This is a genomic window from Methylomonas sp. MS20, assembly GCF_050275925.1.
Taxonomy (GTDB): domain Bacteria; phylum Pseudomonadota; class Gammaproteobacteria; order Methylococcales; family Methylomonadaceae; genus Methylomonas; species Methylomonas koyamae_A.
Genome location: NZ_CP189962.1, coordinates 3,200,983 through 3,214,727, shown reverse-complemented (window position 1 = coordinate 3,214,727; position 13,745 = coordinate 3,200,983). Strand labels below are relative to the sequence as shown.

7 protein-coding genes are annotated in these 13,745 nt (G+C 57.0%); 1 reads left to right on the top strand and 6 read right to left on the bottom strand.

Annotation, left to right across the window (positions count from 1 at the left end):
- Window positions 1-263: 263 nt before the first annotated feature.
- From ACQE3D_RS14345 to ACQE3D_RS14335, 3 genes are all read right to left on the bottom strand, one after another.
- Entirely contained in the window at window positions 264-2,699 is a 2,436-nt protein-coding gene (locus tag ACQE3D_RS14345) for a TonB-dependent siderophore receptor (protein WP_313729983.1), read from the bottom strand.
- 177 nt (window positions 2,700-2,876) lie between these two features.
- Entirely contained in the window at window positions 2,877-3,920 is a 1,044-nt protein-coding gene (locus ACQE3D_RS14340) for a FecR family protein (protein ID WP_313729985.1), read from the bottom strand.
- Complete coding sequence (locus tag ACQE3D_RS14335) at window positions 3,917-4,432, bottom strand: RNA polymerase sigma factor (RefSeq protein ID WP_168029498.1); 516 nt, start codon at window positions 4,430-4,432, stop codon at window positions 3,917-3,919. Before ACQE3D_RS14335 ends, ACQE3D_RS14340 begins: the two co-directional genes overlap by 4 nt.
- Before the next feature lie 225 nt (window positions 4,433-4,657).
- Between ACQE3D_RS14335 and ACQE3D_RS14330 the strand changes: the two genes are divergently transcribed.
- On the top strand, window positions 4,658-5,419 hold the full coding sequence (locus ACQE3D_RS14330; protein WP_064027893.1) for a hypothetical protein: 762 nt from the start codon (window positions 4,658-4,660) through the stop codon (window positions 5,417-5,419).
- Between the two features lie 92 nt (window positions 5,420-5,511).
- Here the strand turns inward: ACQE3D_RS14330 and ACQE3D_RS14325 are convergent, their stop codons facing one another.
- The 3 genes from ACQE3D_RS14325 to ACQE3D_RS14315 are packed head-to-tail and all read right to left on the bottom strand — an operon-like array spanning window position 5,512 to window position 13,740.
- Window positions 5,512-7,899 (bottom strand): sensor domain-containing protein, encoded by a 2,388-nt coding sequence (locus tag ACQE3D_RS14325; RefSeq protein ID WP_313729988.1) that lies wholly within the window; start codon window positions 7,897-7,899, stop codon window positions 5,512-5,514.
- Window positions 7,900-7,919: 20 nt separating this feature from the next.
- Window positions 7,920-8,621 (bottom strand): response regulator, encoded by a 702-nt coding sequence (locus ACQE3D_RS14320; protein ID WP_313729989.1) that lies wholly within the window; start codon window positions 8,619-8,621, stop codon window positions 7,920-7,922.
- Window positions 8,622-8,634: 13 nt separating this feature from the next.
- The gene (locus tag ACQE3D_RS14315; protein ID WP_313729990.1) at window positions 8,635-13,740 is read right to left on the bottom strand and encodes an AAA family ATPase; all 5,106 of its coding nucleotides are present in this window, start codon (window positions 13,738-13,740) and stop codon (window positions 8,635-8,637) included.
- Between the last annotated feature and the right edge of the window lie 5 nt (window positions 13,741-13,745).

Genomic DNA, 13,745 nt, shown 5'->3' with positions numbered 1-13,745 from the left:
CCCATCGATGTTTTACCGCACCACCGCCAGCTAGCTCTAAGTCCGGATGTTGTCGCCGATTGTAAAATCGATCCGTATCGACCCCGTGGTTGTAAGCAGCGTCCGGCGCCGCATGTCTAAAATATCCGTCCAAGTCTCGGAAAAACGCCGAACGCCGCCGGACGACTAGGCGGCAGCGTTCGTTGAAGTTTCCGGTTGCCGTTAGGGACCAACTAGGCTCCCCGATTAAACGCCAACGCGAGTCCGAACGACGTCCAGAGTCTTTAAAAGTCGACGCGGACCGAGCCCATTAGGCTGAGTGGCGCACCGAATTGGATTTGATTGGCGCTGTTGGTGCCGACGAAGTACGTTTTATTCAGTATATTGTCGGCGTTCAATTGCGCGGTGACTTTTGATCCGCCAATTCTGGTTTGGTAGCCGGTCATCAGATTCAGAGTAACGTAGCCGGGTACTTGATAGGTATTCTCCGGGTTGCCTTGTCTTTGATCCACGGCCACCAGGCCCGCGCCTAATTTGAATCCTTGCAATTGGCCCTGTTGAAACTCGTAGGTGTTCCAAACGCTGCCAACGTGTTCCGGGGCAGCGAACAAACGGTGGCCCTGATTGCCGATATTGCCGTCGCTGTCAACGTCCTTGGTGATTTTCGCGAACGGCATATAGGTATAAGACGCGATCAGGTTCCAACCGGGCAGGATTTCACCGGTACTGTCGAATTCGATGCCGCGGGTTTCCGCGCCTCCTAACGCGCGGTAGTAAAAGCTTCCGGGAATGGACGTCGGCAAGTTTTGCTGTTTCAGGTCGAAGTAGGACAGGGTGGAGCGCAATTTGCCGTCGAGCAATTCGGTTTTTACGCCGGTCTCCCACTGTTGTCCGGTTTGCGGCGGCAAATTATGGCCGTCGGCATTGAACGAGCTATTGGATACCCCGAAATTCTCGGTGTAGCTGCCGTACAAAGACAGCCAGGGCATGGGTTGCCATAAAACCCCACCGCGAGGATTGACGCGGTCTTCGCCCGGCGAATCCAAACCCGAGACGTTGTCGCGCAAGTTGGCGTTGTCGTAACGCAAGCCGCCCATCAAGTGCCAGCCGCCCGGCAACGTAATCTGGTCCTGAAAATATAGGCCATACCAGGATTGAGTTTGCGAATAGGTAAACTGCGCCGCCGGATCGAATGCCGGCGTCGACGTTTGATACACCGGGTTAAACAGATTGTTGGGCCACAATGCCGAGGAATTATTGATGTTGGCCATGTACCGGACGTTCATATAGTCGAAACCGAACAATACGTCGTGCGTTAGCTGGGCATGTTCGATTTTGCCGAGCAGATTCACGGTGGTGAAATAGTTTTCGTTGCGCTGCTTCGGAAAACTAATGGTTTTGAGATTGAAGTTGCCGTCCGACAATACCGGCTCGAAGGTCGCGAAGCTAGTGTAGGCGTTGTCGATGTCGACGCGCTGCGTCAGGAATTTATTGACGATTTTCCAGCGGTCGTTAAATTCGTGCGACCAATTGACGCCCAGCAATAGACTGTCGCCGTTCCATTGGCTGTTGAAGGGTTCGGCTAGATTCCGATTCCTGGCGACTTGCGCGGGCCGATTGCCGATAGGCGGAATGCCAATATCTTGAATCGTGTTGAAGTGTTGGTATTCGAGTTCGAACGATGCTTGGGTTCTTGGGCTGATATTCCATTTTAAGACCGGTGCGAAAAAGACTTTATCGGTATTGACAAAGTCCCGATTCGATCCGGAGTTCTCGTACGATAAATTTGCTCGATAAAGCAAGCTATCGTCGCTGGATAGCGGTCCGGTGGCATCGACCGTTGTCCGATAAAACGCATACGAGCCAACTTGTTGTTGCATCGAATAATAAGGGGTGGTTAGCGGTTGTTTGGTGACGATATTAATCACGCCGCCCGGCTCCGCTCTACCGTAAAGTAGCGAGCCGGGGCCTTTAAGAACCTCGACGCTTTCTAGATTGGCGGTTTCGCGTTTGGTGGAGGCCAGAGCAAAGCTGATCGGCATCAACGTGCCATCCCGATAATAATTGGTGGTTTGAAAGCCGCGAACCATGAAACCGTCCGAAGTCTGCTGGTTGAATCCGCCTTGCACCACCCCGCTGACGTATTCCAGGGCTTTCTCCAGACGCACGGCTTGGCGGTCCTGCAATACTTGCTTGGACACCACTTGTACCGAAAACGGCGTTTCCATGATTGGCGTATCGGTTTTGGTGGCCGTCGACGCATTCGGCAACTTGTAGTCTGGGTTGAATGGGGCCGTCGCGTCGTAGACCGCTTTCCCGATAACAGAAACCGGCGGCAACGTGTCGGGGGCAGGCGTGGTGGGTGTCTCGGCGGTTTTATCCAACGTCACCGTGTTTTGGTCGATGAAGCGGAAGCGGTAGCCGCTGCCGCGCAATAGACGTTCCAAAGCCTGTTGCGGCGTCATTTGGCCTTCGATCGCTTCGCTGCTCAGGCCGCGGACTTGGTCGGCGGTAAACAGGATTGTCAGACTGGATTCGCTGGCGAATTTCATCAGCGCGTTGTTTAACGATTGAGCGGGAATGTGGTAAGTGCGCGGTAGTGCTTCGGCGCGTGCGGAGTCGATGCTATACGAGCCTCCGACAAAAGCGGCCAACAACGCCGTGGCGCAATTCAGCATGACGTTGTGGTTTCGGCGGCGTTTCGAGTGATTTGCTGTCACGTTCTCTCCAGTAGTGGTATGAATCTCCCTATACAAAACGCACGACTAAAAAAATCGTCTCAAAAAAGTTGGCGCGAGCGGATGTGAATGCATCGATCAGCGGTTACGCCGGTATTCAGCGACGCTTGGCGATGGCGGCTGGCCTGGGGAATCGCCATTGCAACCCGGGTGGTAGCATCAGTGGTGCAGGATCGTCAGCCAAGGTCCTAAGTCGGTTTGCCGTAAATGAAGAATGGTGCGAACGGCGGATAAAATCCGATCCGGCTCGCGTAACGGAAATACGCCAGTCACGCGCAATTTTGCTAAGTCGGCACCGGCGAGCAGAATGCGCCCGGAGCGGTAGCGTTCCAAATCCGCAATCAGCTCGGCTAAAGGCCGGTCGTTGATGGTTAGTTGCCCCTGCTGCCAGGCCGTGGCTTGATCGAGATCGGCCGGTTCCGCGGCTGCCAGCGCTTGGCCGGGCCGATAGTCGAGTTGTTGGCCTTCGCCCACTTCGCGGCGGTCGCTGGCACCAGCGCTCACCGCCACCGCGTGTTCCTGCACGAGGATGCGCGTCTCGCCGCTTTGGCTGACGTAGACCTCGAAGATCGTGCCTAAGGCGCGGACGGTAAGATCGCCGGCTTGCACTTCGAAGGGCCGGTTTCGATCGGCGGCAACCCAGAAACGGGCTTGACCGCGATACAGTTTGAGTCGTCTGACCGTGGCGTCGGCGTCGACCGAAACAGCGGTGTCTGTGTTCATCAGCAGTCGACTGCCGTCGACCAGTTCGATCTCGCGCTGTTCGCCGGTGGCGGTGCGATAGTCGCTACGACAGCTGTCCAGCCAACGGCTGCCTAGCGGTGAGACAGCCGATACCGCCAGCAGTAGGGCCGCCGCGATCGCCAAACGTTTTACCGCAAATATGGTGTTTGACCAGCCGCCGAGCCGGTGCCGGCCAAACGCGACGAGCTCGGCGCCGGGGGCGTCACGCGGGATCGATAGTGCCGGTGCGGCGCGAGTTTCCAGCGTGGCTACCGTCGTCATATCTTGAAAGACTTGTTCGACGGCGGCGAGCGCTTCCGAGTGTCGGTAATCCTGAGATAACCAATCGGCGAAAGCCTGTGTTTCCTGCTCGCTCAAATCGCCGGCATTCAAGCGGATCAGCCAATGGACGGCTTGTTGCTTGGCGGCGGTTAAACCGTCGGAATCGGGGCCAGGCGCGGCTTGCGGTACGGTGGTCATGGTTCCAGTTTCCGCGTGCAGTGGGCTAGGGCTTGTTCCAGCAGGCGGCCGACCTTGCTGCGCGAAATGCCCATCCGCTGAGCAATTTCCAGGTAACTCAAGTCCTCGACCCGGTTTAACAGAAAGGCGGTGCGGCAATCGGCGGGTAGCTCCGCCAGCGCGGCTTGCAGCGCGGCGTAACGTTCTCTCGAAATCAAGATCTTCGAAGGCTCGTTACCAGCCGGGTCGGCTACGGTATCGGCATAGGTATCGCTGTCGGAGTCGGCGAGATGCTGATTTCGAACATTCAACCGGCGCTGGTAGTCGATTGCCAGATTCACGGCTATTCTAAATGCCAGCGCCCTGGCATTGTCCGCCGGTGCCCGAGTCATGCTCTGGTGCAGGCGCAAATAGGTTTCGTGCGTCAGATCGGCCGCCGCCTCCGGACATTTCAAGCGATTGGCGAAAAAGGTCTGAAGTTCAAGCGCGAAGGCCTCGGTCCACAATAGCGGAAGACTGGCGGATTGGCTCATGCGGCTGTACGGTGGCGGGAAAGGTCGTTGGTCGATAGTGGGCGCCGACGATACCACAAGTGTTGCCGTAAAGTGTCGGCGGTTTTTACAGTGTCAGGTAAGGCGATGTGGTTTGGATATTAAAGTATTGAAATTATTTTCAAAAAATAGTTGGCGTATTTTCTGCTTAACAAAACTTGGTCGCAGTGGCGGACGGTTTCATTGATGGGATATTCGGAGATTTTTATGCAATTTAAGTTTGGCGGAATACACAAAGCAATATTGGGGGCGACGCTAGGCTTGATGTCGCTGACCGCGGATGCGGCACATCAAATCGTTAACGTTGCCGGCACCGCCGGTCCTTGGAATTGGGAACTTGGCGGCTTGAACGGCGATTACGCTTACGGTCTCGGCGCGGACGGTAGCGATGCGATTCCGGATTACACGCCTCCGGCCCGGTTGAAGCTGGCCGATATTGGCATCGGCGCGGGCGATTCAATTTACATTACCTACCTTGACGGTCTAACCAACGCGTTCGGCGATGTGCCGAACGTTAATAATAACGGCCATGTAGGCAGCGTATTCAAGGACGACGAGTTGGGCTCCAGCGGCCAGGTGTTACCTAGCTATTATTACGAAAGCGAATGGGGGAAAAATCAGGATCCCGACGATCCGGCGCCCTACGGTCTGTTCTTGCAATCCCTGGTCGGTGCATTGACCGACGACGGCGGCAATATCGTGCAATTGTTGAGCGTGGGCAGCGTGATTAAATTGGATAGCGGTCAGGGCTTTGTATACGGCATCAGCTTCGAATTGCCGGTTGGCGCGACCTATGTGCAATTTGGGCTGAACGACGATATTTTCGGTGACAATACCGGTTCGTTGAACGTGTGCGTGAGTAGCGTCGACGAGGAATGCGGTACTTCGCCGGTACCCGTACCCGGCGCGGTTTGGATGTTCGGCAGCGCCATCGCCGGTCTTGCGACGTATCTGCGTCGGCGCGTTTAAGCTGTATTGAAGTGTCCTGCAAAACCGCCGCCGATGATCTCGCGGCGGTTTTGCGGTTAGATATAAGCAAGTCGGACCGGGGAATAGCGGTTCTAATCGATATAGGTGGGCTCGACCGGACGGGGGCGATAGTCGCGTCTGAATTTTTCGAATTCGGCGATAGGTAGCGGTCGGCTGGTTAGATAGCCCTGATACTGATCGCAATCGCGGCTGCGCAAAAAATTCAATTGCTCCGCAGTTTCGACGCCTTCCGCGATGACCCGCATTTTTAGCGTCTTTGCCATCGCGATGATGGTTGCGGTAATTTCCATATCATCGGCTTGGTCCGGAATGTCCTCGATAAAACTCTTGTCGATCTTAATGACGTCCAGCGGAAACAGTTTCAGATAGGCCAGCGACGAATAGCCGGTGCCGAAATCGTCGATGGACAAGCCGAGCCCTAGTTCGTGCAACTGTTGTAGGATCTCGATCGCTTCCCTTTCCCGTTTCATCAGCACGCTCTCGGTCAGCTCCAACTCCAGATGTTCCGGCGGAAATCCGGTCTCCCGCAGAATGTTGCCTATCGCTTCGCCGATGTCGCTATGCAGAAATTGTTGAGACGATAAATTCACCGCCAACTTTATCGGCGCCAGCCCCCGGTTCAGCCAGCGCCGGCCTTGTCGGCAAACCTCTTGCAACACCCAGTTGCCGATGGGCACGATCAATCCGGTTTCCTCGGCGATCGGTATGAAACGCGACGGCGAGATAATTTCTCCGGTATCGGTTTCCCAACGCAGCAGGGCTTCCGCGCCGACCAAATGGCCGCTGGCGATGTCGATTTGCGGTTGAAAATACACGCGCAACTCGCGGCGCTCGATGGCGAGGCGTAGGCGGATTTCCAGGTCCATCCGTTCGCGGGCCGCGCGAGTCAGATCTTCCGAGAAATATTTGAAACAGTTGCGACCGTCGTTTTTGGCTTGATACAAAGCCGTATCGGCCTGTTGAATCAGTTCGTCCGGGGTCTGACCGTGTTCGGGAAACAGGGCGATGCCGACACTGACGCCGATTCTGACTTCGTGACCGCTGCTCAGGCGCCAGATTTGGCTTAGCGCCGCGATAATTTGCGAGGCTACTTGGGCGGCCGCTTCCGGTTGGGGGATTTCCTCGAGCAACACGACGAACTCATCGCCGCCCAGCCGGCATATCGTATCGCTGTTGCGCAAACGGGCGGTGAGCCTTTGCGCGACCAACTGCAACAGATCGTCACCCGCCAGGTGGCCGAAACTGTCGTTGACGTCCTTGAAGCGGTCAAGATCCAGCATCAATACCGCCATCACGCCGCGCCGGCGGCGGGTTTGGTCGATACTGTGACGCAACCGGGATAGGAATAGCATCCTGTTAGGCAGTTGGGTCAGCGGATCGTGGTGGGCCAGAAATTCCAGTTCCTTTTCGGATGCTTTCAGTTTGGAAATATCCGCGAACACGCCTACGTAATTGGTGACATCGCCTTGGCCGTCGCGCACCGCGCTGATGCTCAACAACTCGGGAAACACTTCGCCGTTCTTACGGCGATTCCAGATTTCGCCTTGCCAATGATCGGTGTTGGCCAGCGTTGCCCACATATCGCGATAAAAATCGACGTTGTGGTGGCCGGAGGCGATGATTTTCGGGGTCTTGCCGATCACCTGCTCCGGCGAGAAACCGGTGATGTCGCTGAAAGCCTTGTTGACCAGCTGAATCTGTTTGTCGGCGTTGGTTATCATCACACCTTCCCGAGTACTTTCGAACACGGCGGCGGCTTGGCTTAGCCGGTCTTCGTTAGCCTTGATTTCGGATATATCGGTGACGGTTCCGACGTAGCCGCACAAGTCGCCGGAATCGGTAAGCTCCGGCTCGGCTCGGCAAACCACCCAACGCGACTCGCCGTCGCCGAGTTGGAAGCGGAATTGTCGGTAGAACGGTTCGGCCAGGCTGACGCATGCTCGCCAGGCGGCGGCGACCTCGGCGCGGTCTTCGTCGTGTAGGCCGTCGATCCAGGCGTCGCCGTGGGAATGGCTGAAGGACAGACCGGAAATCTCGCACCAGCGAGTATTCACATAGTCAAAGGTGCCGGTCCGATCGGTACGGAAAATCCCGACCGGCGCGACCTTGGCCAAAGTGTGGAACAGCAGCTCGCTCTCTTGCAGCGCAATTTCGGCTTGTTTGCGAGCGGTAATGTCGCGCAAGCCGATGACGAAGCCGGGTTTGCCTTCCCAGGTTAACGGCGTAGAGCGCATTTCCGCCCAAGCCAGGCCGCTGGGCCTAATCAAATTAATGTCCTGAAAATGTAAATGACTGTCGGCGACCGGAATCGCCAGCATCTGGCCGGCCAACTCGCCCCGTTCCAATAATGATTCGGCGGCCTGATTGGCGTAGATGACCTTGCCTGACGGATCGACGACCAGCACGCCGTCGGTGATGGTGTCCAGGATCAGGTTGAGCTGGCTAAGGGTTTGCGGCATGGGGTCCGGTAAAAGCGGTTTTAGACGATGACGGTTTGCGCGCCGGTACTTTGAGTCTGGGTAGTAATCGCGGCCATCACCGACGACATGCGCGACAGGTCGCCGAGCAACTTCAACACCGGTTTCGGCAAATCGCGGACCAGCATCGGCGTCGCGAAGACCTCCTGTTCCAGCGCTTTTTCCGGCATTCCTAGCACTTCGACGACATCGAACACCCAATGGCCGGGTTCGTAGATACCGGTCAGCACCGCGCTGATTTGTTCGACCAAGCGGCGGGTTTCCGCATTCAGCGACACGACGTACAGCGTCAATACCAGCTTATGGTGGTTAGCTCGGCGGGCTTCGTGATCCTTGGCGATCCGGACCACCTGGGCGATGTTCTTGATTTGCGAGGCCGACAGCGGTTTGCTGGCCAGTTCGAACTGCAGGCCTTCGTCGTGGGCGGCCTTGAGTTGATCCATGAATTCGGTGGCGAAAGCGGTCACCAGATAGATGTTCAAACTGTCGTCCATACCCTTCAGGCGCCGTAGCGTTTCCACGCCGTCGATGCCGGGCATCCGCAAGTCCAGAAAGATTAAGTCCGGGCGCAGGCTTTGCGCCATCGCGATACCGTCTTCTCCGCATTCGGCCTCGCGTACGTTGTAGCCTTCGTCTTCCAGGATCAATTTGAAGGCGCCCCGTACCGCAGGGTCGTCGTCTATTACTAAAATATTGTTCACCATCGCTAGTCCCGCGTTAAAAGTGAGGAAATTTTAACCGCATGCAACAGCCTTCACCAGAGCGGCTCTCGACGCTGATAGTGCCTCCGATGTCCTGGATCAGCCGCCGCGTTACCGACAAGCCGAGGCCGGTGCCCTGGCCCGGCGGCTTGGTCGTAAAAAAGGGGTCGAACATTCGGATTTGCACTTCGTCGGCGATACCGGAGCCGTTATCGGTTATCGTCAACTCTAACATCTTTTCCGCGCTACGCGCTTGGATATCGATGCGCGGATGCTCGCTGCCGGCGAGTGCGTCGCGCGCATTGATCAACAAATTCACCAAAATTTGCTGTAGCGTTTCGGCGGTGCAAGCGATCGGCGGAAGGTCGGCCGGCGAGTCGACATGCACCGCGATCGCGAATTTGCGCAGTTCGCCTTCCAGCAGCATTAGCGTTTGCTGCAACACTTCAGCAAGCGAGCAACTCCCGGTTTGCGCCGAACGGTTGTGCAAGAAAATCAGCATGTTGGAAACGATGGCCTTGATCCGCTGAATTTGTTGCAAAGCTTGCCCGAGCACTTCGCGGGACTTGGCGTCTTCGCAACGTTCCGCCACGTATTCGACGAAGTTCATCACGCCCATCAACGGATTATTGATTTCGTGGGCCACGCCGCCGACCAGGGTGCCGAGCGCGGACAGTTTTTCCATTTGCAGCATATGGTCCTGATTATCTTGCAATTGGTGGTAGGCATGGCGAGTTTGCTCGACCAGTCGGGCGTTTTCCAGCGAGATGGCGGCTTGCGCGGTCAGTAATTCGGTCATCGCGATTTTTTCCGACGTGAACACACCGTCGGCCAAGCGGTTCTCCAGATACAGCACCGCGCCGAGTTCGTTTTGTTTGACGACCGGCAAGCACAACACGGAGCGCAAGCCCAGCGCGACGACCTCCGGCGCGGTTTGAAACTCGCCTTCGCTGCCGGCGTCGCGCAACACGACTTTTTCGTGAGTGCGAGTCACGTAATTGACGACGGCCCGGCAGATGCCGCGCACTTTGTGTAAGGGCGCGTACTCCTGGCGCGGCGCGCGCTTCTTACCGACATGTTGCTCCGCGGCGACTACCCATTCGTCCTGCTGGCGAATCAACAGATAACCGTGCTGCGCGCCGGAGCTTTCGAGCACGACGGTCATGATTTTGCGCATTAATAGCGGTAAATCGATCTCGGCGGATAGCGCCAGCGCGGATTTCATCAAGTAGCCGATATCCAGGTTAGGGAGTTTTGAATTCGGCGATTCGGATTTGACAATCCTGGCGCCCGTTTCCGGTGGAACGTAGCGGTGCCGCTCCTGTAGTTGTTGGTTTTTAAGATCGGCCCGGCACAGCCGGTAGTGACGGCGAGCCTCGCCGTAATAGAGTTCGGCATCGCCCACGTCGTGTTCGGCGATCAAATCGGCCAATGCTTCGTAGACATGGCCGGCCAACAGCCCGTATTGCTGGCGGAAACAGTCGGCGGCGGCATCCAGATACCGATTGCGTGCCTCGCGGACATCGCCGCGAAACCGGGCAATTTCGGCCTTGGCAAAACTCAGATAGGGTTGCAACAGCGGCCCCAGACCGGCCCAAGTTTCCAACTGTGCCAATACCGGCGCGATTTCGGTTTCCAGTTCCGACCAGGGCGGCGCGTCGGCTTGCCGTAAACGGTTCAACAGTCGGTAGACATACCACAAGCGTTTCAGCACGTTATCGGTCAAGCCGTGTAAGTGGCGCTCCACTTGGTCCAAGGCCTGGGCCGCGCCGGCATAATCCCCGAGAAAATAACGGGCGAAGCCGAGCAACGCATAATAGCTGCCGGAGGCCGCGACGTAACGATGGGTGTCCCAATCCGCCAGCGTGGCGGTCATATCAATCGGCTTGCCGCCTTTCATCGGCGCGATCCACCCCGCCAGAACGGCTTCCGCCAAGCTGACCGAGAACGCCAGTTGATTCTTGCGGGAGAATTGCAGGCATTCGTCGGCGGCTTCCTCTATCCAGCGCAGATTCTTGCCTTGGGCTTGCATGTTCCACATCAGCGGACCGTAGGATAGCCCGGCGTTGTACAAGTCTCCGCAATTGCGACCGCATTGTATGGCTTGATGAGCGTACTCGACGATGTCGGCCGGGTGCGAACGGCTGTGCATATTGCACCAGACGATGCCGTTCATGCCGCGGGTGGCGCCGAAGGTATTCGGATATTTGGCGCACAGGTCGCGCGCCAGATCTTCGTAACGGAAGGCTTGCTCGAAGCGACCTTGCTCGCCCAGATTCAAACCCATGATCGAAAACGAGTAGATCACCGACTCGTCCATGCCGCCGCCCAAACAATGCTGGGTGGACAGCGCGGCCGATAGGTAGAGTTGCGGCACCAGTCCGCACATATACAAATCCGGAATCAATTCGGCGTAAAAGGCCAGTTCGATTTTATTGCGGCGCTCCCGGGTAAACGGCATCGCGGCGATTTTGCGCCAGACGTCGCCTTGAGCTTCGATGTCGGCCGTCAAACTTTCCATTTGACGGCGAGCGTCGTCGGCATCGGCGGGCAGCGATTTGCCGAAATACGCCAGGCCGCGGTTGGCGGTCGCAATCGCCTGTTGAAAATTGCCGAACGAGGATAGCGAGGTAGTCTGTTCGGCCAGGGCTTCCGCCTTATCCAAATCGCTGACCGCGTGTTCGATCAATTGGTTGAGCAAGGCTTCCGAACTATCGTAACGACCCCGCATCAAGTCGGTTTTGGCCAGCCGTTGGTAAATTCGGAAGGTCAGCTCGTAGGTCTGGGTCCAGCAGTCGCCCGGCAAATAACGATGGGCCATTTCGAAGAACTCGTTGGCGGCTTCGCCAGCCAGCGCATCCAGCGCTTTATTGCCGGCGTGAAAATTGATTTCCGCCAGCCAATAGCGGGTGCGGTCGTCGGGCGAGCTGGGTTTGCCCTGGTTTAAGTGCGCGGCGATGGTGAACAAATGATCCATGTGCGTCAGTTCGGTGCCGACCGGGGTTGTACCGAGCAGGCGCTGACCGATGCGCCAATGAATCGCCCGGCGCGCGGCCGGATCGACCTGACGCAGTACCGCTTCTTGTACTCTGTCGTGGACGAATTGCAGATCGGATTTGTTTTCCAGCATTAATCCAAGACTCAGTACCGGCTTCAGGTCCTCGAACAACGGTTCGATGCGCAATTCCAATACCTTGGCGATTTCGTCGGCACTGAAACGATTGCCCAGGCAGGCGCAATAATCGAGGATACGCAAGGTCCGCTCGGGCAGCTTGCGGACCTTGGCGCTGAATAGCTCGACCACGTTGGCAGGCATCCGCGTGTCGCGGATGCGTTGCATGTCCCACAGCCAATGCCGATCGGCGTCGATGCCGAGTAGGCCTTCGTTGTATAGCCAGGCCAGACTTTCACTGACGAATAACGGGTTGCCCTCGGTCAGTCCGGCGATGAATCGAGCGAGAAGGGCGGTGGCTTCCAGAGACGAATCCAGAATGTAGGCCACCATATCGTGGCAGTCCGGCTCGCTCAACGCGCCGAGGCGAATTTCGGTCAGCGGGCCCTCGGCTTCGCCGACCCGGCGGATCAATTTCGTCAATGGGTGGCCGGCGTCGACTTCGTTGTGCCGATAGGCGCCGAGCAACAATAGAAATGGGTGATCGCGATGGTTGGCAAACAGGTTTTGTAAAAAATCGAAAGTCGCGCTGTCGCACCATTGCAGGTCGTCAATGAAAAGCACCAGCGGATTGTCCTCGCTGGCCAGACAGGCTAAAAATCGGTCGAACAGATTGTTAAAGCGTTGACGGGCCTCGACCGGCGGTAACGCCGGCGGCTCGGGTTGCGGTCCGATGATGAAGTTCAGTTCCGGCACCACCTCGGCGATGACGCCGCCTTGGTGTTCAACCGCTTCTAAAATCCTGGCCCGCCACTGTCGTACCTGAGCGTCGCTCTCGGTCAGGAAGGTGCGGATCAGGTTGCGCAAGGCCTGGATCAGCGAACTGTAGGGAATGTTTTTCTGGTATTGATCGAACTTTCCGGACGTGAAGTAGCCGCGATTCTTTACCAAGGGTTTTTGCAGTTCCTGAATCAGCCGGGTTTTGCCGATACCCGACAGGCCGGAAATCAGTACCGATCGAAACCGACCGCGCATCACCTCGTCGTATTCGCGTTGAATGGTTTCGGATTCGGTTTGCCGTCCGACCATTTTCGAGATGAATATCACCCGGCGGCTACGGTCGTGGCGGCCGATCGCGAAATTAGACACCACGCCGTCCCGGCCGTATTCGCTCTGACAACGCCTGAGGTCCGCCAGCAGTCCGGCGGCGCTTTGGTAACGTTTTTCCGGTTGCTTGACCGTCAGTTTAGCGACGATCTCGCTCAGCGTTTCCGGTATGCTCGGGTCGAGTTCGTGCAGGTACTCGGCTTCCTCCGCCAGATGGGAATGGATCAGTTCCAACGGGTCTTCGGAGACGAACGGCGGCCGGCCACCGAGCAATTCGTAGAATACGATGCCCAGCGAATACAAATCGGTGGCGAAATCGACCCGGTAGTTGATGCGGCCGGTTTGTTCCGGCGACGTGTAGGCCAAGGTATGGCGAACGAATTGCGGATCGTAGATGAAATGACTGACATCGCGGATATCCAACGGCGTGATGAAATCGGTCAGCCGCAAGCCCAGCGTACCCGCATGCACCAGAATGTTGTGCGGCTTGACGCCGCCGTGAGTAATGCCGCAGTCGTGAACGGTTTGCAGGATGTCGGCGAGCGGACAGGCCAGCGCGAAAAAACTGTCGAGACCCGGCGATCCTTGAGATTGCACCCAGTCGCTCAAGGTTTGGCCGGCGAACCACGGTTGGACGATGAATTGTTCGCCCTCGTCGGATTCCAGCGCCAGCGGCGTGCTGACGCGCGGGTCGTGCAACACCTTCAGACGTTCGATTTTTTGCCGCAAATGCCGGGATTGATCTTCCCAACTCGACAGCAACTTCAGGTACTTGATGACCAGCGGATACTCGGGCACGTGTTTGTGGTAACCCTTGTAGACCGAAGCTTGCAAGCTTTCGCCGAGTTTCTCTGTCAGTACGTAGGCGTCCGGTTGCGGAAGGTGGTTCGAGTGGACATTCATGGCCT